Source organism: Streptococcus thalassemiae (assembly GCF_903645285.1).
In the GTDB taxonomy this organism is placed as follows: domain Bacteria; phylum Bacillota; class Bacilli; order Lactobacillales; family Streptococcaceae; genus Streptococcus; species Streptococcus thalassemiae.
Genome location: NZ_CAHJXN010000001.1, coordinates 401,243 through 426,080, shown reverse-complemented (window position 1 = coordinate 426,080; position 24,838 = coordinate 401,243). Strand labels below are relative to the sequence as shown.

General features: G+C 40.3%; 25 protein-coding genes and 3 riboswitches. Of the genes, 24 read left to right on the top strand and 1 reads right to left on the bottom strand.

From position 1 onward, the window contains the following. The first annotated feature begins 43 nt into the window (after positions 1-43). The 22 genes from typA (at position 44) to HWX15_RS10140 (ending at position 22,825) form a co-directional block, all read left to right on the top strand. Positions 44-1,885, top strand: a complete 1,842-nt coding sequence (typA, locus tag HWX15_RS02240) for a translational GTPase TypA (RefSeq protein ID WP_000164111.1) — start codon at positions 44-46, stop codon at positions 1,883-1,885. Positions 1,886-1,904: 19 nt separating this feature from the next. Continuing rightward, positions 1,905-2,159 carry a DUF3165 family protein gene (locus HWX15_RS02235; RefSeq protein WP_000262803.1) on the top strand — a complete coding sequence of 85 codons (255 nt, stop codon included), beginning with the start codon at positions 1,905-1,907 and terminating at the stop codon, positions 2,157-2,159. Positions 2,160-2,678: 519 nt separating this feature from the next. Next, positions 2,679-4,700, top strand: a complete 2,022-nt coding sequence (locus HWX15_RS02230; protein ID WP_175880143.1) for a bacteriocin-associated integral membrane family protein — start codon at positions 2,679-2,681, stop codon at positions 4,698-4,700. 1 nt (position 4,701) lies between these two features. Beyond that, the gene (locus HWX15_RS02225) at positions 4,702-5,343 is read left to right on the top strand and encodes an ABC transporter ATP-binding protein (RefSeq protein ID WP_049550680.1); all 642 of its coding nucleotides are present in this window, start codon (positions 4,702-4,704) and stop codon (positions 5,341-5,343) included. 208 nt (positions 5,344-5,551) lie between these two features. Beyond that, entirely contained in the window at positions 5,552-6,904 is a 1,353-nt protein-coding gene (gene murD / locus HWX15_RS02220) for a UDP-N-acetylmuramoyl-L-alanine--D-glutamate ligase (protein ID WP_175880142.1), read from the top strand. Between the two features lies 1 nt (position 6,905). Continuing rightward, positions 6,906-7,964, top strand: a complete 1,059-nt coding sequence (locus tag HWX15_RS02215) for a UDP-N-acetylglucosamine--N-acetylmuramyl-(pentapeptide) pyrophosphoryl-undecaprenol N-acetylglucosamine transferase (RefSeq protein ID WP_175880141.1) — start codon at positions 6,906-6,908, stop codon at positions 7,962-7,964. A 9-nt stretch (positions 7,965-7,973) separates the two neighbouring features. Beyond that, positions 7,974-9,194 (top strand): cell division protein FtsQ/DivIB, encoded by a 1,221-nt coding sequence (locus HWX15_RS02210; RefSeq protein WP_175880140.1) that lies wholly within the window; start codon positions 7,974-7,976, stop codon positions 9,192-9,194. 233 nt (positions 9,195-9,427) lie between these two features. After that, positions 9,428-10,123, top strand: coding sequence for an orotidine-5'-phosphate decarboxylase (gene pyrF, locus HWX15_RS02205; RefSeq protein WP_175880139.1), 696 nt, complete (start codon positions 9,428-9,430; stop codon positions 10,121-10,123). A 38-nt stretch (positions 10,124-10,161) separates the two neighbouring features. Then, positions 10,162-10,794 carry an orotate phosphoribosyltransferase gene (gene pyrE / locus HWX15_RS02200; protein ID WP_172925641.1) on the top strand — a complete coding sequence of 211 codons (633 nt, stop codon included), beginning with the start codon at positions 10,162-10,164 and terminating at the stop codon, positions 10,792-10,794. Between the two features lie 372 nt (positions 10,795-11,166). Beyond that, positions 11,167-12,657: a lysine--tRNA ligase gene (gene lysS, locus HWX15_RS02195; RefSeq protein WP_175880138.1), complete on the top strand. Its 1,491-nt coding sequence runs from the start codon at positions 11,167-11,169 to the stop codon at positions 12,655-12,657. A 622-nt stretch (positions 12,658-13,279) separates the two neighbouring features. After that, the gene (lctO, locus tag HWX15_RS02190) at positions 13,280-14,416 is read left to right on the top strand and encodes an L-lactate oxidase (protein WP_049524544.1); all 1,137 of its coding nucleotides are present in this window, start codon (positions 13,280-13,282) and stop codon (positions 14,414-14,416) included. A 148-nt stretch (positions 14,417-14,564) separates the two neighbouring features. After that, positions 14,565-14,653: riboswitch (TPP riboswitch) on the top strand. Positions 14,654-14,860: 207 nt separating this feature from the next. Continuing rightward, complete coding sequence (locus tag HWX15_RS02185) at positions 14,861-15,529, top strand: TenA family protein (RefSeq protein WP_175880137.1); 669 nt, start codon at positions 14,861-14,863, stop codon at positions 15,527-15,529. 129 nt (positions 15,530-15,658) lie between these two features. Next, positions 15,659-16,441: a hydroxyethylthiazole kinase gene (gene thiM / locus HWX15_RS02180; protein WP_175880136.1), complete on the top strand. Its 783-nt coding sequence runs from the start codon at positions 15,659-15,661 to the stop codon at positions 16,439-16,441. Between the two features lies 1 nt (position 16,442). Then, the gene (gene thiE, locus HWX15_RS02175) at positions 16,443-17,072 is read left to right on the top strand and encodes a thiamine phosphate synthase (RefSeq protein WP_175880135.1); all 630 of its coding nucleotides are present in this window, start codon (positions 16,443-16,445) and stop codon (positions 17,070-17,072) included. Positions 17,073-17,187: 115 nt separating this feature from the next. Further along, positions 17,188-17,276, top strand: a riboswitch (TPP riboswitch). Positions 17,277-17,433: 157 nt separating this feature from the next. Beyond that, the gene (locus HWX15_RS02170) at positions 17,434-17,994 is read left to right on the top strand and encodes an ECF transporter S component (RefSeq protein WP_175880134.1); all 561 of its coding nucleotides are present in this window, start codon (positions 17,434-17,436) and stop codon (positions 17,992-17,994) included. Further along, a complete protein-coding gene (locus HWX15_RS02165; protein WP_175880133.1) occupies positions 17,995-19,380 on the top strand; it encodes an ATP-binding cassette domain-containing protein in 1,386 nt (461 codons plus the stop codon). 1 nt (position 19,381) lies between these two features. Beyond that, positions 19,382-20,032: an energy-coupling factor transporter transmembrane component T gene (locus tag HWX15_RS02160; RefSeq protein ID WP_175880132.1), complete on the top strand. Its 651-nt coding sequence runs from the start codon at positions 19,382-19,384 to the stop codon at positions 20,030-20,032. A gap of 10 nt (positions 20,033-20,042) precedes the next feature. Further along, positions 20,043-20,735 (top strand): thiaminase II, encoded by a 693-nt coding sequence (gene tenA, locus HWX15_RS02155; protein WP_175880131.1) that lies wholly within the window; start codon positions 20,043-20,045, stop codon positions 20,733-20,735. Positions 20,736-20,739: 4 nt separating this feature from the next. Then, positions 20,740-21,264, top strand: a complete 525-nt coding sequence (thiW, locus tag HWX15_RS02150; RefSeq protein ID WP_001225549.1) for an energy coupling factor transporter S component ThiW — start codon at positions 20,740-20,742, stop codon at positions 21,262-21,264. After that, entirely contained in the window at positions 21,264-22,067 is an 804-nt protein-coding gene (thiM, locus tag HWX15_RS02145; RefSeq protein ID WP_175880130.1) for a hydroxyethylthiazole kinase, read from the top strand. Before thiW ends, thiM (HWX15_RS02145) begins: the two co-directional genes overlap by 1 nt. Continuing rightward, on the top strand, positions 22,060-22,692 hold the full coding sequence (gene thiE, locus HWX15_RS02140; RefSeq protein WP_175880129.1) for a thiamine phosphate synthase: 633 nt from the start codon (positions 22,060-22,062) through the stop codon (positions 22,690-22,692). Before thiM (HWX15_RS02145) ends, thiE (HWX15_RS02140) begins: the two co-directional genes overlap by 8 nt. Before the next feature lie 10 nt (positions 22,693-22,702). Beyond that, a complete protein-coding gene (locus tag HWX15_RS10140; protein WP_303048040.1) occupies positions 22,703-22,825 on the top strand; it encodes a hypothetical protein in 123 nt (40 codons plus the stop codon). A 72-nt stretch (positions 22,826-22,897) separates the two neighbouring features. On the opposite strand, the gene thiD is transcribed toward HWX15_RS10140, so the two are convergent. Then, positions 22,898-23,689: a bifunctional hydroxymethylpyrimidine kinase/phosphomethylpyrimidine kinase gene (gene thiD / locus HWX15_RS02135; protein WP_175880128.1), complete on the bottom strand. Its 792-nt coding sequence runs from the start codon at positions 23,687-23,689 to the stop codon at positions 22,898-22,900. A gap of 83 nt (positions 23,690-23,772) precedes the next feature. After that, positions 23,773-23,871: riboswitch (TPP riboswitch) on the bottom strand. A 184-nt stretch (positions 23,872-24,055) separates the two neighbouring features. Here thiD and HWX15_RS02130 point away from each other — a divergent pair. Together HWX15_RS02130 and HWX15_RS02125 are read left to right on the top strand one after the other, a co-directional pair. Beyond that, complete coding sequence (locus HWX15_RS02130) at positions 24,056-24,451, top strand: CopY/TcrY family copper transport repressor (RefSeq protein WP_061439242.1); 396 nt, start codon at positions 24,056-24,058, stop codon at positions 24,449-24,451. A 10-nt stretch (positions 24,452-24,461) separates the two neighbouring features. Beyond that, a complete protein-coding gene (locus HWX15_RS02125; RefSeq protein ID WP_175880127.1) occupies positions 24,462-24,833 on the top strand; it encodes a cupredoxin domain-containing protein in 372 nt (123 codons plus the stop codon). Positions 24,834-24,838: the final 5 nt, after the last annotated feature.

The window sequence follows — 24,838 nt, the reverse complement described above, 5'->3', positions numbered from 1 at the left end:
TCGTTCAGTTAGAAAATAAATTTTGAATATTATAGAGGAAATCATGACAAAATTAAGAGAAGATATCCGTAACATTGCGATTATCGCCCACGTTGACCACGGTAAAACAACCCTCGTTGACGAATTATTGAAACAATCAGAAACGCTTGATGCACGTACTGAATTGGCAGAGCGTGCTATGGACTCAAACGATATCGAAAAAGAGCGTGGAATTACCATCCTTGCTAAAAATACAGCCGTTGCCTACAACGGAACTCGTATCAATATCATGGACACACCAGGACACGCGGACTTCGGTGGAGAAGTTGAGCGTATCATGAAAATGGTTGACGGTGTTGTCTTGGTCGTAGATGCCTACGAAGGAACAATGCCACAGACTCGTTTTGTATTGAAAAAAGCTTTGGAACAAGATCTTGTCCCAATCGTGGTTGTTAACAAAATCGACAAACCATCAGCTCGCCCAGCTGAAGTAGTGGACGAAGTCTTGGAACTGTTCATCGAACTTGGTGCAGATGACGACCAGCTTGATTTCCCAGTGGTCTATGCTTCAGCGATCAACGGAACTTCTTCATTGTCAGATGATCCAGCTGACCAAGAAGCGACTATGGCGCCAATCTTTGACACGATTATCGACCATATCCCAGCTCCAGTAGACAACTCAGATGAGCCTTTGCAGTTCCAAGTATCACTTTTGGACTACAACGACTTCGTTGGACGTATCGGTATAGGTCGTGTTTTCCGTGGTACTGTTAAAGTTGGGGACCAAGTTACCCTTTCTAAACTTGATGGTACAACTAAAAACTTCCGTGTTACAAAACTCTTTGGTTTCTTTGGTTTGGAACGTCGTGAAATCCAAGAAGCTAAAGCAGGTGACTTGATTGCCGTTTCAGGTATGGAAGATATCTTTGTCGGTGAAACTATTACTCCGACAGATGCAGTAGAAGCGCTTCCAATCCTACACATCGATGAGCCAACTCTTCAAATGACTTTCTTGGTCAACAACTCACCATTTGCTGGTAAAGAAGGTAAATGGGTGACTTCTCGTAAGGTGGAAGAACGTTTGCAGGCAGAATTGCAAACAGACGTTTCCCTTCGTGTTGATCCAACTGACTCTCCAGATAAATGGACTGTTTCAGGACGTGGAGAATTGCACTTGTCAATCCTTATCGAAACAATGCGTCGTGAGGGATATGAACTTCAAGTATCTCGTCCAGAAGTTATCGTAAAAGAAATCGACGGTGTCAAATGCGAACCATTCGAACGTGTTCAAATCGACACTCCAGAAGAATACCAAGGATCTGTTATCCAAAGCCTTTCTGAACGTAAGGGTGAAATGTTGGATATGATTTCAACTGGTAATGGTCAAACTCGTTTGGTTTTCCTTGTTCCTGCGCGTGGTTTGATTGGATACTCAACTGAGTTCTTGTCAATGACTCGTGGTTACGGTATCATGAATCATACTTTCGATCAATACTTGCCATTGATTCCAGGTGAAATTGGTGGTCGTCACCGTGGTGCCCTTGTTTCTATTGATGCTGGTAAGGCTACAACTTACTCCATCATGTCTATCGAAGAACGTGGTACCATCTTTGTCAACCCAGGTACTGAGGTTTATGAAGGAATGATTATCGGTGAAAACTCTCGTGAGAACGACTTGACAGTTAACATCACTAAGGCGAAACAAATGACCAACGTTCGTTCAGCTACTAAGGACCAAACAGCTGTTATCAAGACACCTCGTATCTTGACACTTGAAGAGTCTCTTGAGTTCTTGAACGACGATGAGTACATGGAAGTAACGCCTGAGTCTATCCGTTTGCGTAAACAAATCCTTAACAAGGCAGAGCGTGAGAAAGCGAACAAGAAGAAAAAATCAGCTGAATAAGAGCTAGAAAGAGATAAAGATGGTCTATTTAGTCCTAGGGATTTTACTGCTCCTACTCTATGTATTTGCGACACCAGAAAGCATTAAAGGGACAGTCAATATCGTCGCTATGGTATGTATTTTAGTGGCACTTTTGGTTTTGTTGGCTCTATCTTTTCTGAAAATTTTTCAATTACCAACAGAAATATTCCTAGCAATAGCCATGTTAATCCTAGCTTACTTTAGTGTGAGAGACATCACACTCATGCCAGTCAAAAAAAGTAAAAGAAGATAAAAAAGAGAGTTTCGGCTCTCTTTTTTGCTAGGAATTTTACAATATTTCGATTTGTTTTTGAGTTATCACCATCTCTTTTGCTTGGATAATATGAATGGGAAAAACTGGAATAAAATTCGTTAATGATGTCTATTTTTTAGGGAACTGTAAAATTCTATTACTAATAATATTTTAGTAAAATATGTTGATAAATTATATAGAAAGTGATATACTTAAGTCATAAGAAATCGTTTTCAAAATAAGAAAGGATTAAATTTATACTCAATGAAAATCAAAGAGCAAACTAGGAAACTAGCCGCAGGTTGCTCAAAGCACTGCTTTGAGGTTGTAGATAAGACTGACGAAGTCAGTCACATATATAATCCAAGGCGACGTTGACGCGGTTTGAAGAGATTTTTGAAGAGTATTGTTGTCTTGTTGTTCAGGGTGTGATTGATTAAACTAGGAAAATAATTCTAAGAATTTATAAAAGATAAAATCTTTTTCTATAGGGTTATTCTATTTTACAAGGAGTCTACTATGAAGAAATTATTCATATTACTATCAACTTTTTTTCTCAGCTTCTTCCTTGCTTGGATTATTGTCTTACGTGCGCCACAATATTTATATGCAAGCTATGATTCCGTTACTTTACTTCGTGTCAAAAAGGATACTCAGGAACCGACGCGTGAGGTATTTGAACAGGAATTGGAGAATTTTGCAAACTCAGAACAGAGTTTAATAGCTAGAAGAATTGTAGAGCCGAGTAAGGATGGGACGACTCACTTTACTTATGCAACTTATGGTCAGGGAACTTTACCAAAAGAATTCCAAGAAGCTAGTCAAGAAAGTCGTGAACGTAGTGATCCGCTAAATAGTTATCTCCTTTTGTCAGGCTCCTTGACGAAAGAAAAGCTTGCCGATAAATTAGGAGATTTGGGTTATAAAGCAATTGCTGACCGAAAGACACCTCCCTATTCTCTTGCTTTTCGAATGTTACTAAATCCACTTATTTTAATTAGTTTAGCAATATTTGGCTTATCTTTCTTTGCTTTAGTGATTATCACTCGGATTAAGGAAATGAGAGCAGCAGGTATAAAACTCTTTTCTGGTCAGACTCTCTTATCCATCATGGGGCATTCTTTATCGACTGATATCAAGTGGCTCCTTCTATCAGCCCTCCTTTCCTTCCTAGGTGGGGGAGTCGTTCTTTTTAGTCAAGGTTTGTTTTATCCTATCTTGTTAGCCACCTATGGTTTTGGGATTAGTTTTTATCTTTTGTTTTTATTGGGTATTTCAATTTTACTAATGCTCCTTTATCTAATGAGTTTGAGTTACAAAGCATTAGTTCCTGTTATTAAGGGGAGATTACCCCTTAAACGCTTGATGATTTTAACCTTATTGTGTCAGTTAGTGGCTGTTCTTACAGTGGGCTACGCTGTTAAGACAGGTTTGACGTCTTACCAACGATTGAAAGAACTTGAAATTTCAAAACAAGCATGGCAGGACAGAGCAGACTATTATCAAATTTCTTTTGGCTTAGGTGATAGAGGAAAAGATACAGAAAATCAGAGCAAGTGGTATGCCTTTGCCAAGGAAGCAGTTGAAAAAGAACAGGCTCTATTTGTAAAAGATAATCTCATTCATTTTGCAAATCCTCAAGGAAAAAATAAAAACGGAGAGACACTGGATACCTATAGTCCAGATGCAAATGTTCTTTATGTCAGCCCAAGTTATTTGGACAAGGAAAATGTTACTGTAAATGATGATACTAGACAGAAACTAGCTCATCTTCAAAAAGGAGAGTTTGGACTCTTATTACCAGAATCTCTTCGTTCACAGGAAGCAGAACTTAAGAAAGCTTTTGAAGAGAGTTTGAACTATTACGGACAATCAAGTGAGGATAAAAACGCTCCTTTAGAGTATGAAATGAGAGCGATTGTTAGCTATCTTCCAACTGGAGAAAAGCGATTTATTTATAATAACGGTGAAAGCCCAGTATCCATCCAGTACTTAACTGATCCGATTTTAGTTGTATTTACTCCAACATCTACAGGTGATAGTTTCATTTCAAAATATGTTTGGTCTATCAATGCTGGAAAACAACTTTTTATCAAAGGATATGAGAGTGGGCTAGAACTCTTGAAGAAAGCTGGAATTTATGAGCAAGTATCCTATCTTAAAGAAGGAAGAAGTGTTTATCTAACTCGTTATAATGAAGTGCAAACTGAAACAGCAACTTTAATCCTAGGAGCTATTGTGGGGATAGCTAGTTCCTTGTTACTCTTTTATTCTGTCAATCTTCTATATTTCGAGCAATTCCGCCGAGATGTTCTGATTAAACGAATTTCAGGTTTACGATTTTTTGAAACACATGCTCAGTATATGGTTAGTCAATTTGCCAGTTTTGTATTTGGTGCTAGTCTCTTTATTTTAAGCAGTCGAGACTTGGTGATTGGCTTGCTCACTTTATTCGTCTTTCTAGTTAGTGCAGTTTTGACGCTTTACCGTCAAGTTCAGAAAGAATCTCGTGTTTCTATGACAATTATGAAAGGAAAATAGGATGATTGAACTAAAGAATATATCTAAAAAATTTGGAAGCCGTCAGCTATTTTCAGATACAAATCTTCATTTTGAAGGTGGGAAAATTTATGCCTTAATCGGTACAAGTGGCTGTGGTAAGACAACACTCTTGAATATGATTGGACGATTAGAGCCATATGACAAAGGACAAATCATCTATGATGGTACTTCTCTTAAGGACATCAAGCCTTCTGTTTTCTTTAGAGATTACTTAGGATACCTATTTCAAGATTTTGGCTTAATCGAAAGCCAAACCGTCAAAGAGAACCTCAATCTGGGTTTAGTTGGTAAAAAGTTGAAAGAGAAAGAGAAAATCTCTTTGATGAAACAAGCTCTAAACCGTGTTAACCTCTCTTATTTAGATTTAAAGCAACCTATCTTTGAATTATCAGGAGGAGAAGCACAACGTGTTGCATTAGCGAAGATAATTTTAAAGGATCCACCTTTGATTCTCGCAGATGAACCAACCGCTTCACTAGACCCCAAAAACTCTGAGGAATTACTTTCTATCCTAGAATCTTTAAAAAATCCGAATCGAACTATTATTATTGCGACCCACAATCCTCTGATTTGGGAGCAAGTGGACCAAGTTATTCGAGTTACCGATTTATCACATATATGATATGGTAAGATTCATACTCAATGAAAATCAAAAAGCAAACTAGGAAGCTAGCCGCAGGCTGTACTTGAGTACGGCAAGGCGAAGCTGACGTGGTTTGAAGAGATTTTCGAAGAGTATCAGTTAGAAGAAAGAGTCACAAACACACTTTGTGGCTTTTTTATTTCCATAAAAATGGTAAAATAGTAGGAGTAGAAATGGAGTTTGAGACATGAAAGTAATAGATCAATTTAAAAATAAGAAAGTCCTTGTTTTAGGTTTGGCCAAGTCTGGTGAATCTGCAGCTCGTTTGTTGGACAAGCTAGGTGCCATTGTGACGGTAAATGACGGGAAACCTTTTGAGGACAATCCCGCTGCACAAAGTTTGCTGGAAGAAGGAATCAAGGTTATCACAGGTGGTCATCCTTTGGAACTCTTGGATGAAGAGTTTGCTCTTATGGTGAAAAATCCAGGTATTCCATACAATAATCCCATGATTGAAAAGGCTTTGGCTAAAGGTATCCCAGTCTTGACTGAGGTGGAATTGGCTTATTTGATTTCAGAAGCGCCAATTATCGGTATCACAGGTTCAAATGGAAAAACAACCACAACGACTATGATTGGGGACGTTTTGACTGCTGCTGGGCAACATGGTCTTTTATCAGGAAATATCGGCTATCCTGCCAGTCAGGTTGCTCAAACAGCGTCAGATAAGGATACGCTTGTCATGGAACTTTCTTCTTTCCAACTCATGGGAGTTCAAGAATTTCATCCTGAGATTGCGGTTATTACCAACCTCATGCCAACTCATATCGATTATCATGGTTCGTTTGAGGCCTATGTAGCAGCCAAGTGGAATATCCAGAACAAGATGACAGCAACTGATTTCCTTGTCTTGAACTTTAACCAAGACTTGGCAAAAGAATTAGCTACTAAAACACAAGCTACAGTTGTACCATTCTCAGCACTGGAAAAGGTTGATGGAGCTTATTTGGAAGATCGTCAGCTCTACTTCCGTGGAGAAGTGGTCATGGCAGCTAGTGAAATCGGAGTTCCAGGTAGCCACAATGTGGAAAATGCCCTTGCGACTATTGCTGTAGCCAAGCTTCGTGGTGTGGATAACCAAACCATCAAAGAAACTCTTTCAGCCTTTGGTGGTGTCAAACACCGTCTCCAGTTTGTGGATGAAATCAAAGGTGTCAAATTCTATAATGATAGCAAGTCAACCAATATCTTGGCTACTCAAAAAGCCTTGTCAGGATTTGACAATAGCAAGGTTATTTTGATTGCAGGTGGTTTGGACCGTGGCAATGAGTTTGACGAATTGGTTCCAGATATTACTGGACTCAAGAAGATGGTCATCCTCGGTCAGTCTGCCGAACGTGTCAAACGGGCAGCAGATAAGGCTGGTGTGTCTTATGTGGATGCGACTGATATTGCAGATGCGACCCGCAAAGCCTATGAATTTGCGACTCAAGGAGATGTAGTCCTTCTCAGTCCTGCCAATGCCAGCTGGGATATGTATGCTAACTTTGAAGTACGTGGCGACCTCTTTATCGACACAGTAGCGGAGTTAAAGGAATAATATGAAAAAAATTGTCTTTACAGGTGGGGGGACGGTTGGACACGTTACCCTCAACCTTTTGTTAATGCCTAAGTTCATCGAAGATGGCTGGGAAGTTCACTATATTGGGGACAAGCGTGGGATTGAACACCAAGAAATCCTCAAGTCAGGTTTGGATGTCACCTTCCACTCCATTGCGACTGGAAAATTGCGTCGTTATTTCTCTTGGCAAAATATGCTGGATGTCTTCAAAGTTGGTTGGGGAATTGTCCAATCGCTCTTTATCATGTTACGAGTTCGTCCACAGGCCCTTTTTTCAAAGGGGGGCTTTGTCTCTGTGTCGCCTGTTATCGCAGCACGTGTGTCAGGAGTGCCTGTCTTTATTCACGAATCTGACCTGTCTATGGGCTTGGCCAATAAAATCGCCTATAAATTTGCGACGAAGATGTATTCAACCTTCGAACAAGCTTCAAGTTTGTCTAAGGTCGAGCATGTGGGAGCAGTTACCAAGGTTTCAGACCAAAAAAATCCAGAACCAGATGAATTGGTGGATATTCAAACCCACTTTAATCCTAAATTGCCAACTGTATTGTTTGTCGGTGGTTCTGCAGGCGCTCGTGTCTTTAACCAATTGGTGACAGACCATAAAAAAGAGTTAGCCGAGCGCTATAATATTATCAATCTAACTGGGGACTCTAGCCTGAACGAATTGAGCCAAAATCTTTTTCGTGTTGACTATGTGACCAATCTCTATCAACCCTTGATGGAATTGGCTGATATTGTTGTGACACGAGGTGGTGCCAATACGATTTTTGAGCTCTTGGCCATGGCAAAATTGCATGTTATTGTGCCACTTGGTCGTGAAGCTAGTCGTGGTGACCAGATTGAAAATGCAGCCTACTTTGTAAAAAAAGGCTATGCAGAAGAGCTTCAAGAAAGTGATTTGACCTTGGACAGTTTGGAAGAGAAGCTTTCTCACTTACTAAGTCACAAGGAAGATTACCAAGCTAAGATGAAGGCTTCTAAGGAATTGAAATCTCTAGCAGATTTTTATCAATTGTTGAAAAAAGATTTATCATAAGGAAAGTAAATGTCAAAAGATAAGAAAAATGAGGGCAAAGAAATCCTCGAAGAATTTAAAGAGTTATCAGAATGGCAGAAACGGAACCAAGAATATCTAAAAAAGAAGGCTGAAGAAGAGGCAGCCCTAGCTGAGGAGAAAGAAAAGGAAAGACAAGCTCGAATGGCTTCAAAATCTGAAAAGTCAGATGCAACTGAGGACCAAGAGAGTGAATCTGATCCAAAAGACTCAAAATCAGCTAAGGAAGAGTCTGAGGAAAAAGTAGAATCCCCAGAGGCTGACAAAGAGGAAGAAGAGATAGAAGAATCAACGTCTAAAGAGGACGAGGAACAGGATAAAAAGCTTGCTAAAAAGGCTACAAAGGAAAAACCAGCCAAAGCAAAGATTCCTGGTTTCCATATCTTACGAGCCTTAACGATTTTATTTCCAAGTCTGCTTTTATTGATTGTCTCTGCCTACTTACTCAGTCCTTATGCGACCATGAAGGAGATTCGTGTTGAGGGAACGATGCACACTACGGCTGATGATATCCGACAGGCTTCAGGCATTCAGGATTCGGATTATACGATTAACCTTCTGCTAGACAAGGCAAAATATGAAAAGCAGATCAAGTCTAACTATTGGGTTGAATCAGCTCAGCTTGTCTATCAATTTCCAACCAAGTTTACTATCAAGGTTAAGGAATATGATATTGTAGCCTACTATATTTCTGGTGAAAACCATTATCCTATTCTTTCCAGTGGTCAGCTTGAGACCAGTGCTGTGAGTTTGGTCAGTCTACCAGAAACTTATTTATCAGTTCTCTTTAATGATAGTGAACAAATCAAGGCTTTTGTCTCAGAACTTGCTCAAATTAGCCCAGAACTCAAGGCTGCTATCCAAAAGGTGGAATTAGCCCCAAGCAAGGTGACTTCCGATTTAATTCGATTGACTATGAATGATTCGGACGAAGTCTTGGTTCCCCTTTCTGAAATGAGTAAGAAATTGCCTTATTACAGTAAGATTAAGCCTCAATTGTCAGAACCGAGTGTGGTCGATATGGAAGCTGGAATTTACAGTTACACTGTGGCGGATAAATTGATTATGGAAGCTGAGGAAAAAGCCAAACAAGAGGCTAAGGAAGCCGAGAAAAAACAGGAAGAAGATCGTAAACGTTTAGAAGAAGAACAGAAAAAACAAGAGGAACAGAATAATCGAAACCAAACGACCCAGCGCTCATCGCGCCGCTAGGCTTGATCTTTTCTCTCATAGTTCTTTAGTGACCATATTTTTACTTGACAAGTGCTAGTAGAAATAATAGAATAGTAAAAAACCTTTAAAGCAGTCCAGAGAGGCAGCTAAGGTTAGACGGTGAAAGGGTGGAGACTACCCGTTTTTCGTGGAACCTTGCTGTTGGCAGGTTCCTTTTTTCGTGGCTTCTGTTGCCCAGACTCTCTCACTAGCAAAGGTAAAAGGAGAAACCTATGCGAGAATATCGTCCAGTCATTGCTCTTGATTTTCCTAGTTTTGAGGCAGTCAAGGAATTTTTAGCTCTTTTTCCAGCAGAAGAAAGCCTTTATCTAAAGGTAGGGATGGAGCTTTATTACGCAACGGGGCCTGAGATTATTTCCTATTTTAAAAACTTGGGACATAGCGTCTTTCTTGACCTTAAACTTCATGACATTCCCAATACAGTCAAGTCAGCCATGAAGGTCTTGTCTCAGCTTGGTGTGGATATGACCAATGTTCATGCAGCTGGTGGTGTAGAGATGATGAAGGCTGCGCGTGAAGGTCTTGGAAGTCAAGCGAAGTTGATTGCAGTGACTCAGCTGACCTCAACGTCAGAAGTCCAGATGCAGGAGTTTCAAAATATTCAAACCAGTCTGCAGGAGTCAGTGATCCACTATGCCAAGAAGACAGCTGAAGCGGGTTTGGATGGTGTCGTTTGCTCGGCTCAGGAAGTGCAAGTCATCAAGCAGGCTACCAATCCAGATTTTATCTGTCTGACACCGGGCATTCGTCCTCAGGGAGCTGCTGTTGGAGACCAAAAACGCGTGATGACGCCAGCAGATGCCTATCGAATCGGTAGTGACTATATCGTAGTGGGACGTCCCATTACTCAAGCTGAGGATCCTGTTGCAGCTTATCATGCTATCAAGGATGAATGGAACCAAGACTAGAATTAAAGAATAGATTAGAAAAACAAAAGGAGAAGACCATGACACTTGCTAAAGATATTGCTAGCCACCTCTTGAAAATCCAAGCCGTTTACCTCAAACCAGAGGAGCCTTTCACTTGGGCATCTGGTATCAAGTCGCCTATTTACACGGATAACCGTGTGACACTAGCCTATCCAGAAACTCGTACGCTCATTGAAAATGGCTTTGTGGAAGCTATCAAAGAAGCTTTTCCTGAGGTTGAAGTGATTGCAGGAACTGCAACAGCAGGGATTCCACACGGAGCTATTATTGCTGACAAGATGAATCTGCCATTTGCCTACATCCGTAGCAAGCCAAAAGATCATGGAGCTGGTAATCAAATTGAAGGCCGCGTAGCTCAGGGTCAAAAAATGGTAGTGGTTGAAGATCTTATTTCAACAGGTGGTTCTGTTCTTGAAGCTGTTGCAGCTGCTAAACGCGAAGGAGCTGACGTTCTTGGTGTTGTGGCGATTTTCAGTTACCAATTGCCAAAAGCAGATAAGAACTTTGCGGATGCTGGTGTGAAATTGGTAACACTTTCAAACTATAGCGAGCTTATCCATCTAGCCCAAGAAGAAGGCTATATCACACCAGAAGGACTCGATCTTCTAAAACGCTTTAAAGAAGACCAAGAAAATTGGCAAGAGGTGTAAAAAAATCAAAAGACTAAAAGGTTAAAAATTATACTATTCTGTCATATCAGGTATATGAATGACAAGATTCAAGTTGTTAATGTTTTTTACGTCAATTGTTTCAGTTTTAGATTTGCTTGGCTTGCTCTTATATAAAAAGTAGCACACGTCATGAAAGTTACAAGGGTTAAAGTATAATCCATAAACATGGTCAGATCCCTTTTCTGAGATGTTGAAATTTCTTGCTTATCCCAGTTTTTTCAGTGATTTTGGCGTCAAGTTCTTTGTAGTTTTTAAAGATTATCCGTGAATTTCTTGCTTATTTATGATAAAATGGGAGTATCGCAAAAAAGACTCATCGTATTCAATTTTGAGTAAAACTAGGAGGATCCCATGTCAACAGAACATATGGAAGAACTAAATGACCAGCAGATCGTTCGCCGTGAAAAAATGGCTGCGCTCCGTGAACAAGGAATCGATCCTTTCGGAAAACGCTTTGAACGCACTGCAAATTCACAAGAATTAAAAGATAAATATGCCGACCTCGATAAAGAACAATTACATGATAAAAACGAAACAGCTACTATCGCAGGACGCTTGGTAACTAAACGTGGTAAAGGTAAAGTAGGTTTTGCCCACCTTCAAGACCGCGAAGGTCAAATCCAAATCTACGTACGTAAGGATGCTGTCGGTGAAGAAAACTACGAAATCTTCAAAAAAGCAGACCTTGGTGACTTCCTTGGTGTCGAAGGTGAAGTGATGCGTACAGATATGGGAGAACTCTCTATCAAGGCAACCCACATCACACACTTGTCTAAGGCTCTTCGTCCTCTTCCTGAGAAATTCCATGGTTTGACAGACGTTGAAACAATTTACCGTAAACGTTACCTTGACTTGATTTCGAATCGTGAAAGCTTTGAGCGTTTTATCACTCGTTCAAAAATCATCTCTGAAATCCGTCGTTACCTTGACCAAAAAGGTTTCCTTGAAGTGGAGACACCTGTTCTTCATAACGAAGCCGGTGGTGCTTCTGCCCGTCCATTTATCACTCACCACAATGCCCAAAACATTGACATGGTGCTTCGTATCGCGACTGAGCTTCACTTGAAACGCCTTATCGTTGGTGGTATGGAACGTGTCTATGAAATTGGCCGTATCTTCCGTAATGAAGGAATGGACGCTACTCATAACCCTGAATTTACTTCTATCGAAGTCTACCAAGCTTATGCTGACTTCCAAGACATCATGGACTTGACGGAAGGCATTATCCAACATGCTGCTAAAGCTGTCAAAGGCGATGACCCAGTCAACTACCAAGGTACTGAAATCAAAATTAACGAACCATTTAAACGTGTTCACATGGTGGATGCTATCAAAGAAATTACTGGTGTGGATTTCTGGCAAGACATGACTTTCGAGGAAGCCAAAGCTATCGCTGCTGAGAAGAAAGTTCCAGTTGAGAAACACTACACTGAAGTTGGTCACATTATCAATGCCTTCTTTGAAGAGTTTGTTGAAGAAACTTTGATCCAACCAACCTTTGTCTATGGACATCCAGTAGCTGTATCTCCACTCGCGAAGAAAAATCCTGAAGACGAACGCTTTACTGACCGTTTCGAACTCTTCATCATGACTAAGGAGTACGGTAATGCCTTTACTGAGTTGAACGATCCAATCGACCAACTTAGCCGCTTTGAAGCCCAAGCTAAAGCCAAAGAACTTGGTGATGATGAAGCGACTGGCATCGACTATGACTACATTGAAGCCCTTGAATATGGTATGCCACCAACAGGTGGTTTGGGAATCGGTATCGACCGTCTCTGCATGCTCCTCACTGATACAACCACTATCCGTGACGTATTGCTTTTCCCAACAATGAAATAAGCTCTTATCCTCTGGTACTTGCCAGAGGATTTTTTGATGAAAAAAGAGACTGAATTTAAGGAGAAAATGAAGTATAGTGTATTGAAGTTGAAATAGTACACTTTGATTTCTAAGACATTGTTAGAAATTGGTTTAAATTCCCTAATCAATTTGCGCATGTTTTATTTCATTTTACGATAGTACGCTGAAACTTTTCAAAAAGTACTAGAAATTGACTTGGATTCTCCAATTGATTTGTTCAGATTCACTATAAATAAAAAATTAATAAGTGGGATAGGAAGTTAGCGTCAACTAGGATAGTATCTTGATTAAACAGTATATATGGAACTGATATAAGTCCATAGGCCCTATTAGAGGATGCTCTGGTGTCTTATTCACTTGTTTTTTATAGCATTAGTAGATAGAATCAGCAAATAAAAAAGTAGTTCAAATGTCTGGCAGCAAAAAATATTAACGATTCACTTAATATAGACTAAAGTTTAGAGTTTAAGGAAAGTAGGGATAGTATATTGTATGAAAAATAAGATGGTTTTTAAGCAAAACTCTTGAAAATGATTGAAAAAAGAGTTATTATAGTTGTATAGTAAAAAGCAAACGCTTACTTAATCAAGGAGGACAGTTTATGTCATACAAAACAAGCAATGCAGAAGGTCATGTAGATTTCATCAATACCTATGATTTGGAGCCCATGGCGCAACAAGTGATCCCTAAAGCAGCCTTTGGCTATATCGCTAGTGGGGCGGAAGATACTTTCACTTTACGTGAGAATATCCGTGCCTTTAACCACAAACTCATCGTTCCGCATACGCTTTGCAATGTAGAAAATCCAAGTACAGAGATTGAATTTGCAGGTGAAAAACTATCTTCACCAATCATTATGGCGCCTGTTGCGGCTCATAAATTGGCAAACGAACAAGGTGAAGTGGCGACTGCGCGTGGTGTGCATGAGTTTGGTTCTCTTTATACAACCAGCTCTTACTCTACTGTCGACCTTCCAGAAATTACGGAAGCCCTTCAAGGGACACCTCATTGGTTCCAATTTTACTTTAGTAAAGATGATGGAATTAACCGCCACATCATGGATCGTGTGAAGGCTGAAGGTTATAAAGCGATTGTCTTGACGGCAGATGCTACTGTAGGGGGTAATCGTGAAGTGGATAAGCGTAATGGTTTTGTCTTCCCAGTTGGCATGCCGATTGTTGAAGAATACCTGCCAGAAGGTGCTGGTAAATCAATGGACTTTGTTTACAAATCAGCTAAACAACGCTTGTCTCCACGCGATGTAGAATTTATCGCTGAATACTCTGGTCTTCCTGTGTATGTCAAGGGACCACAATGCCGTGAGGACGTTGAACGTTCGCTTGCTGCAGGAGCTTCTGGTATCTGGGTAACCAACCACGGTGGTCGTCAAATCGACGGTGGACCAGCTGCCTTTGACTCGCTTCAAGAAGTGGCAGAAGCGGTTGATAAACGCGTACCAATCGTCTTTGACTCTGGTGTTCGTCGTGGTCAACACGTCTTTAAAGCCTTGGCTTCAGGTGCAGACTTGGTAGCTATTGGTCGCCCGGTTATCTATGGCTTGGCCCTCGGCGGTAGTGTTGGTGTGCGTCAAGTCTTTGAACACTTGAATGCAGAATTGAAGACAGTTATGCAATTGTCTGGAACTCAAACGATTGAAGATGTTAAACACTTTAAACTTCGTCATAACCCATACAACCCAACCTTCCCAGTTGATCCTCGTGACTTAAAATTGTATTGATAAAAGAGATTGCCTCCACTGAATGTGGAGGTTTTTCTTCGTGTATTGGAAGAATAAATCGCTATCAAAAACTATATAAAGATATTTTTCGGTCAAATATCTTGCTAGGGCTTTCATTTTTTGCTATACTGATGCAGTAATTAAATAATAAAGACATTTGGGGTGCTTTAGGCTGAGATGATACCCATTGAACCTGATACAGTTAAGACTGGCGAAGGGAAATGTGAACAGTTTTTTTCGTATGGTGAAATGAACGGTCTAATCTTGTAAGTCAACTCTAATTCTTGATTGTAATTGGAGTTTTTTTGTTTATATAAAACTGGATAGGCTTGTTTAGGTAGCTCTCTGCAAATGCCCTAGATTTTCTTTAAAAGGGTCAAGTGAAACTAGGATTTTGCTTGGTATTTTATTGATTACTAAGGAGTAAAGAGAGGAAAAATAAATATGGAAACACAGATTTATGCATTTCAGCCAGGTTTGACTGTTGGAGAATTATTAAAAAGTAGTCAGAATGATTGGCAGGCTGCAATCAATCATCGTTTTGTCAAGGAACTTTTTGCGGGGACAATTGAGAATAAGGTCTTAAAGGACTACCTGATTCAAGATTATCACTTCTTTGATGCCTTCTTATCCATGCTGGGTGCCTGCGTAGCCCACGCAGACCAGCTTGAATCCAAGCTTCGTTTTGCCAAGCAACTAGGCTTTCTTGAAGCAGATGAAGATGGTTATTTCCAAAAGGCTTTCAAAGAGTTAAAAGTATCTGAGAATGACTATCTGGAAGTGAGCTTGCACCCTGTAACAAAAGCCTTTCAGGAGCTTATGTATTCTGCTGTGTCATCATCAGACTATGCTCATCTTTTGGTCATGCTGGTCATTGCAGAGGGTCTCTATTTAGACTGGGGTTCTAAAGATCTGCCTATATCTGAAGGCTATATTCATTCGGAATGGATCAATCTACACAGAGGTTCTTTCTTTGCAGAGTGGGTTCAATTTCTGGTTGACGAACTCAATCGTGTTGGGAAAGGTCGAGAAGATTTGACAGAACTTCAGCAACGCTGGAATCAAGCGGTCGCTTTAGAATTAGCCTTTTTTGATATTGGTTATGACGCCTAGAGAAAGTTTAGGATAGTTACAAATTTGATGAGGTACATCATTCAATGTAAATGAAAAAAATTTCTTAACAAAAGATAGAGATAAATCGAAATCAGTATATCGTATAAAGTGAAAAGGAAGAATTTCAATATGACAAGTTTAAAATTATTAAAAGAAAAAGCACCATTAGTCATTTGCATAACCAATGATGTAGTAAAAAATTTCACAGCAAATGGATTAGTAGCACTGGGTGCCTCACCAGCTATGAGCGAGTACCCAGCAGACTTAGAAGATCTATTAAAATATGCTGGAGGATTATTGATTAACATTGGGACTTTAACGGATGATAATTGGAAATTATACCAAGCTGCTCTGAAAATTGCAGAGAAATATAATGTCCCAGCAGTATTAGATCCAGTAGCTTGTGGAGCAGGAGAATATAGAAAAAAAGTAGCAGATGATCTAATCAACAATTATAAACTAGCAGCGATTAGAGGAAATGCTGGCGAGATTGCTTCTTTAGTAGGTATAAATGTGGCGTCTAAAGGAGTAGATAGTGCGGGCGTAGATAATATTGACGAAATTGCTCTAGCAGCAAATGAAAAGTTCAATGTTCCAATAGTAGTAACAGGTGAAGTGGATGCCATTGCGGTAAATGGAGAAGTGGTAACGATTCATAATGGTAGTGCCATGATGCCAAAAGTCATTGGGACAGGATGTTTATTAGGGGCAGTGGTAGCAAGCTTTATCGGACTAGAAAAAGGTCAAGAATTGAAATCATTAGAAACAGCAATGTTGGTTTACAATATCGCTGGAGAAATGGCAGAAAAACGTCCAAATGGACATCTTCCTGGAACATTTAAAGTTGAATTTATGAATGCCTTATACGAGATTTCAGATGAAGATGTAAAGAAATTCAAAAGAGTGAAGTAAGATGTTTCATAAAGAATTACTAAAACTATATTTTATTTGTGGAACGACTACTTGCCAAGGAAAAGATCTATATACAGTCGTTGAGGAAGCCTTAAAAGGTGGTATAACCTTATTTCAATTCCGTGAAAAAGGTGAGGGAGCCCTGGAAGGTAAAGAAAAAGTTAAATTAGCAATTAAACTACAGGATCTTTGTAAAAAATACAATGTTCCGTTTATTGTTAATGATGATATTGATTTGGCGATGGAAATTGACGCTGATGGCGTACATGTAGGACAAGATGACCTTGGAGTTGATGAAATTAGAAAATTGATGCCAGATAAAATAATTGGTCTTTCTATAAAAAACAAGGAAGAATTTCAACAATCAAAAGTTGAATATGTAGATTATGTTGGTGTTGGTCCTGTATTTGATACCCAGTCAAAAGATGATGCTGGAGGTGCTATAGGTTATGAAGGTCTTAAATTGATGAGAAAACTGCTACCACAAATGCCCTTAGTTGCAATTGGTGGGATACAGACGCAACATATTAAAGACATTATAAAGACCAATATGGATGGTGTTTCAATCATTTCAGCAATATCGTATGCAAAAAATATAGAAAAAACTGTTCGGGAAATGAGTGAACAATAGATATAGATCTAACCCAAGAAAGATCTGCTATCTTTGTGAGTGCAAGGCTGTATTTCCGGTTCAATTTCTTGAACTAGTATAAAATGTGTGTTATAATAATCACATAATTAAATAATAAAGACATTTGGGGTGCTTTAGGCTGAGATGATACCCATTGAACCTGATACAGTTAATACTGGCGAAGGGAAATGTGAAATGTTTTTTTCGTATGTCGAAAAGAACGGTCTAATCTTGTAAGCTAAACTCTAATTCCTATCTGTAATTAGAGTTTTTTCTTTTACGAAACTGGATGAAGGTGATATAAAGCCTTTTGGTAGCTCACCTTGAGTGCCCCACTTTTCTTTAAAAAAAGGAGTTTTTTATGTTGAAAAAATGGCAGTTAAAAGATGTTATCTTGCTTGCTTTCTTGTCTATCTTTTTTGGTGGGGTTTTCGTTGGTTCAGGATATGTGTATAATATTCTCAGCCTACTCTTAACACCTCTTGGTTTACAGGCTTTTGCCAATGAAATCCTCTTTGGACTCTGGTGTATGGCTGCGCCCATTGCTGCCATCTTTGTTCCGAGAGTCGGAAGTGCAACGATTGGAGAAGTGCTAGCTGCGCTTGCTGAAGTCCTTTATGGTAGCCAATTCGGTCTAGGTGCCCTTTTGTCCGGCTTGGTTCAAGGTTTGGGAAGTGAACTTGGTTTTATCGTAACTAGAAATCGCTATGAGAGTTGGCTCTCTCTAACTGCTAATAGTATTGGGATTACGCTTGTTAGCTTTGTCTATGAATACATTAAGTTAGGTTACTACGCCTTTTCCCTTCCGTTTGTCCTTTCCTTGCTTGTGGTACGTTTTATTTCTGTTTATTTCTTCTGTACTATCTTGGTTCGTGCCATTGTCAAACTCTATTATCAGTTTGCAGCTGGGGGCAAGGCATAGATGGGTCTGGAATTACGGGAGATTCAGTCCCCAATTTTTTCGGAACCGATTGATTTTACTTTTCATGAGCAAGCCTTTACCTTGTTAGTTGGGAGCAGTGGTTCAGGAAAATCGAGCCTTTTTCAAGTTATTGCCCAAGTTAGTTCTCTTCCCTATAGCGGTCAAGTCCTGATAGATGGGAGCGAAGTCAGTCAGCTTTCTATCATCGAACGTGTCCAGACGGTTGGTATTCTCTTTCAAAATCCCAATCATCAATTTACCATGGAGAGCTTGTTTGAGGAGTTGGTTTTTACCATGGAAAATATCGGCTATCACCTTCAGGAAATTGATTCTAAAATAGCAGAGGTGGTCCAGCAATGTCGTTGCAAGGACATCTTGCACCGTCCAATTCATCACTTATCAGGTGGGGAAAAGCAAAAGGCTGCTTTGGCTGTTCTCTTTGCTATGAATCCTAGGGTCTATCTCTTGGATGAGCCCTTCGCTTCCATTGACCGCAAGAGCAGGATAGAGATATTGGAGATTCTAAAAGAGTTGGTCTCTGATGGGAAGACAGTTATTTTGTGCGACCATGATTTATCTGATTATGAAGCCTATATCGACCATATGGTGGAGCTAAGAGACGGAAAACTAAGGGAAATAAATCAAATCCCTATTTCTGAGATGATACAGGTTACTTCAAAGGAAGCTGCTTCTAGCCCAGAACTATTCCATATGGACAAAACAACTTGTGAGCTGAATAAGCGCTCCCTCTTTTCAATTGCAGATTTTACATTCTACCAAGGAATTTCTTGTATCTTGGGTGATAATGGTGTCGGGAAATCCACCCTCTTTCGGTCTATTCTTCAATTTCAAAAGTATAAGGGGCGCATTATCTGGAAGGGGACAGTCCTGAAAAAGAAAAAGAGTTTGTACCGTGACCTGACGGGTGTTGTTCAGGAAGCTGAGAAACAGTTTATCAGAGCCAGTCTGCGAGAGGAACTTCAATTAGATGGACCTGATTCTGAAAGAAATCAACGAATTTTCCAAGCTTTACGGTATTTTGATCTGGAGCAGGCAGTCGATAAGAGTCCCTATCAATTAAGTGGTGGCCAGCAAAAGATTCTTCAGCTCTTGACTATCTTGACCAGTAAAGCTTCCGTGATCTTGCTAGATGAACCTTTTGCAGGTTTGGATGATAGAGCCTGCCATTATTTTTGTCAGTGGATTCTGGAGGAAAGAAATCAAGGAAGAAGTTTTCTGATCATTAGCCATCGTTTAGATCCCTTGATCTCTGTGGTTGATTATTGGATTGAGATGACTAGTCAGGGGCTCAGTCATGTGAAAGAAGTGACAATTACCAAACCACTCACATCTCAGAGTAGCAATACCCAAGGGGAGGTGAGATAGTATGGTCAAAGTAGCAACCCAGACACCAATTATCAGTCTCTTCTTGTTGATTTTATCGCTGGAAACATCTTTCATTCCTTCGATTGCTCTGAATCTTTCGGTAGTCGCATTCTGTATTCTCTTTATGCTCTATTACCGTCGATTTAAGATGTTGGCTTGGATGATTCTGCTTGCCATTTTGCCATCCTTTGCCAACTACTGGGCAGTTCAGTTACATGGAGATGTTTCGCAGGCAGTCATGCTTGGAACTAGGGCCTTTGTGACAGTTTGTATCGGCCTTGTCTTTGTTTCCTCTATTTCCCTAAAAGAGCTTCTCTTGTACTTGGCCCAAAAGGGGTTATCACGGTCTTGGGCTTATGCCTTAATTGTGGTATTCAATTCCTTCCCCCTCATTCAGCAAGAAATCAAGTCCCTAAAAGAAGCTTGCCTATTACGTGGTCAAGAACTGCATTTTTGGTCTCCCTTGATTTACAGTAAGGTTCTGATGACAGTCTTTAGGTGGCGCCATCTTTACCTGAGAGCTCTGTCAGCGCATGGATATGACGAACATGCACAGGTGGAGAATAGCTATCGGACTTTTTATATTCCTAAAAGGACAATATTCATCTACCTGCTGTTCTTTTTATTGCTTCAAACCAGTCTATTTTTATAAAGGAGTTATTATGGAATTTACAGATATTGCGATGGAATTATCCAAGGAAGCTTGGCAGGCTTCCTTTCATCATCCCTTTATTTTACAATTACAAGAGGGGAATTTAGAACCTGCCATTTTCCGCTATTACCTGATTCAGGATGCCTACTATCTGAAGGCCTTCTCAGAAATCTATCACCTTTTGGCTGATAAGACTTCAAACCAAGAGATGAAAAGACTCTTGAAACAAAATGCTCAGAGTCTACTGGAGGGTGAGTTGTTTATCCGCCAACAATTTTTCAAGGAATTGGAAATCAGCGATCAGGAAATGGAGCAACATCCAATCGCTCCCACCTGCTATCATTACATTTCTCACATTTATCGTCAATTTGAAGAAGCAAATCTAGCCATTGCCTTTGCAAGTTTGCTACCTTGTCCTTGGTTATACCATGATATAGGAAAATCACTTAATCTTAAACCATCACCAAATCCTCTCTACCAACAATGGATTGAAACTTATATTACGGATGAGTTGGAGCAACAGATTCGAGAGGAAGAAGCGCTAGTCAATCAACTCTATCGAGAAAGTGACGAGACAGACAAGAAAAAAATGCTAGATGCCTTCCACATCAGTGTTCATATGGAAGCTAAGTTTTGGCAAATGGCCTACCAACACCAGACATGGAAGAGTGATTTACAGTCTTTAGAAACAGGAGAAGAATAGAAATATGAGAAAGCACCAACTACAAGTTCACAAATTAACCATTTTATCTATGATGATTGCCCTTGATGTAGTCCTTACGCCTATCTTTCGGATTGAGGGAATGGCACCGATGTCCAGTGTAGTCAATATTCTAGCAGGAATCATGATGGGACCTGTTTATGCCTTGGCTATGGCTACAGTGACAGCTTTTATCCGTATGACGACTCAAGGGATTCCGCCTTTAGCTCTCACAGGAGCGACTTTTGGAGCCCTTCTAGCAGGTCTCTTTTATAAGTATGGTCGAAAATTTCACTATTCTGCTCTAGGAGAGATTTTGGGAACAGGTATCATTGGTTCTATTGTTTCCTATCCTGTTATGGTACTCTTTACAGGATCAGCTGCTAAGCTTAGCTGGTTTATCTACACTCCTCGATTTTTCGGAGCAACCTTAATCGGTACAGCGATTTCCTTTATTGCCTTTCGATTTTTAATCAAGCAGGAATTCTTTAAAAAAGTGCAGGGATATTTCTTTGCTGAAAGGATAGACTGATGCAGGCATTGACAAATCCTTTTCCGATAGGCTCTAGTTCCCTCATTCACTGTATTACCAATGAGATTTCTTGTGAGATGCTGGCAAATGGGATTTTGGCTCTGGGATGCAAACCTGTCATGGCAGATGATCCCCGTGAGGTTCTTGATTTTACTAAGCAAAGTCAGGCTCTCTTCATCAATTTGGGGCATTTGTCAGCTGAGAAGGAAAAAGCAATCCGTATGGCAGCTTCTTATGCAGCTCAAGTTTCTCTTCCAATGGTAGTAGATGCGGTTGGCGTAACGGCTTCATCCATTCGTAAGAGCTTAGTTGAAGACCTTTTAGACTACAGTCCTACGGTCCTTAAAGGAAACATGTCGGAAATCCGAAGTCTTGTTGGCTTAAAATACCACGGCGTTGGGGTCGATGCGAGTGCTAAAGATCAAGAAACTGAGGATTTACTTCAAGTCTTGAAAGACTGGTGTCAGCTTTATCCTGGTATGTCATTCTTAGTTACTGGCCCCAAGGACCTCATCGTTTCGAAGAATCAGGTCGCTGTACTGGGAAATGGCTGTGCAGAATTAGACTGGATAACAGGGACAGGAGATTTGGTTGGAGCCTTAACAGCCGTTTTTCTCAGCCAAGGAAAGACTGCATTTGAAGCTTCTTGCTTAGCAGTCTCTTATCTCAATATCTCCGCTGAGAGAATCGTTGTCCAAGGAATGGGATTGGAAGAATTTCGTTACCAAGTACTCAATCAACTTTCACTCCTCAAAAGAGATGAAAACTGGCTAGATGCTATCAAAGGAGAGGTTTATGAATAGAGAAGCACTTAGACTATATCTGGTAACCAATCGCTACCAAGATTCCGTGGAAAGCTTTCTTGCAAAGATTGAGAGGGCTTGCCGTTCAGGGGTTACCATAGTCCAATTGCGAGAAAAAAATCTCACAACCAATCAATACTATCAACTGGCAAAACAAGTCAAGGAAATAACAGATGCTTATCAGGTACCCTTGATCATCGATGATCGGTTGGATGTTTGTCTTGCGGTTGATGCAGCAGGTCTGCATATCGGAGATGATGAATTACCCGTTTCGGTTGCCCGACAAGTCTTGGGACCTGAAAAAATCCTCGGTGTCACCGCTAAAACAATAAAAAGAGCTCTGGAAGCAGAAACATCAGGTGCAGATTACTTGGGGACAGGAGCCATTTTCCCAACCACCACCAAGGAAAATGCGCCTATCACCCTGATTTCAACCTTGAAAACAATTTGCCAAACGGTTGCCATTCCAGTAGTTGCTATTGGAGGCTTGACTTCAGAGAATATTGCCCAACTTATGGGCACGGGTATAGCTGGAGTAGCAGTCGTACGCGATCTGATGCAGGCAGAAGATATTGAGGCAAAAACCCAAGCCTTTTTAACAAAGTTGCATGACATTATTTCCTAACTAATACTCGATGAAAATCAAAGAGCAAACTAGGAAGCTAGTCGCAGGTTGCTCAAAGCCCTGGCTTGAGGTTTTAGATAAGACTGACGAAGTCAGCTCAAAACAGTGTTTTGAGGTTGCAGATGGAAGCTGACGTAGTTTGAAGAGATTTTCGAAGAGTATAAAAACTCTCTAATTCCCTTAAAGTGGGAACTAGAGAGTTTTTTTAATCTTTAAAGCTTGTATGGTTGACTGGGCCAGAACCATGACCAAGTTGAGGAGCATCTTGGATGGCTTTCGTGATAAAGGCCTTGGCCTTATCGACTGCTTGATAGAGGGTTTTCCCCTTAGCTAGTTCAGCCGTAATCACTGCAGCAAAGGTACATCCAGTACCATGGGTGTGACAGGTTTGAATTCTTGGGCTTTCCCAGACAAATTGGTCATCCTTGGTAAAGAGGAAATCCTTGGCACCGCCTTCGAGATGCCCACCTTTGATAACCACAGACTGAGGACCAAATTCTTTTAAAATCAGGCGACCGGCACGCTGCATGTCTTCTGGATCATGGATTGAAAAACCAACAATTTCTTCTGCCTCAGGAAGATTTGGCGTAATAATCGTTGCTAGAGGTAGTAAGTTTGTTTTGAGATAGTCTCTAGCACCTGAGTCGATCAAGGCATCTCCACTTGTAGCAACCATAACAGGATCAAGAACATAGGGACAATCCAGTTTTTTAAGATAGGGCTGGATGATTTCCATGATGTCAGTAGTTGCCAACATCCCAGTTTTTACAGCCTGAGGTGGAATATCAGAAAAGACACTGTCCAATTGGGCTTCCAACATTTGAGGAGAAACGTGCTCGATTAGCTGAACACCTCTGGTATTTTGAGCAACAAGGCTAGTCACAACGGCCATTCCATAGACATCTCTCGCTTGGAATGACTTTAAATCAGCCATAATGCCAGCACCGCCACTAGGGTCAGTCCCTGCAATGGTCAAAGCAACGGGTAAATAAGTCATCTAAAACCTCCCAACCAACTGAAGTTTGTATTCTCAAGAACAAGCTGGTCTGTTTTAGAAAGGTAATAGAAGACTGCTAGTCCCCATTATCATTTCCACTTCCATCAGCTAGCATTACCTAGATTGAGTCAGAGGGATCTAACAGTCGTTAATCTCAGCTTTACGCACCCCTAGTGGTTGTTTTCTTTTTTTCTTTAGTATAGCATATTTTTATAGTTTATATAGTAAGATTTGACTGAAAATCCTGTATTATATGGTTAAAATTCAATTTTTCAAAGAAAAGATTGATTTTATAATTGACAAATGTAGATTTTAGGAGTATACTAAGGGATGTAATTGACAAATGTAGATTTTGGAGGTGTGATGATGCAGATTTCAGATGCGGAATGGCAAGTGATGAAGATTATTTGGATGCAAGGAGAGCAGACTAGTACGGATTTGATCAGGGTTCTGGCGGAGCGGTTCGACTGGTCCAAGTCAACCATTCAAACTCTCTTGGCTCGTTTGGTTGAGAAAGAGTGTCTGACAAGGAAAAAAGAAGGCAAGTCCTTTGTTTATTCAGCTCTTTTAACTTTGGACCAAAGTCGGGATTTACTTGTCCAAGATATCAAGGACAAGGTTTGTTCTCGTAGGATTAAGAACTTGTTGGCTGATTTGATTGCTGAATGTGATTTTACTCAGGCCGACTTGGAAGACTTGGAAGCTGTGATTTCTGAGAAGAAATCAAACGCTGTGACAGAAGTAAAATGTAATTGTATGTAAAGGAGACGTCATGTTAAATAGTATTGTAACCATTGTTTGTATTGCCCTTATCGCGTTTATCTTGTTTTGGTTTTTCAAAAAGCCTGAAAAATCTGGACAAAAGGCCCAGCAAAAAAAGGGCTACCAAGAGATTCGAGTGGAGGTCATGGGAGGCTATACGCCTGAGTTGATTATCCTCAAGAAATCAGTGCCAGCTCGCATTGTCTTTGACCGTAAGGATCCTTCACCATGTTTGGACCAAATTGTCTTTCCAGATTTTGGTGTACATGCAGACCTACCTATGGGTGAAGAGTATGTAGTGGAAATCACGCCTGAGCAGGTTGGAGAGTATGGTTTCTCTTGTGGCATGAATATGATGCACGGTAAGATGATTGTAGAATAGGAGAA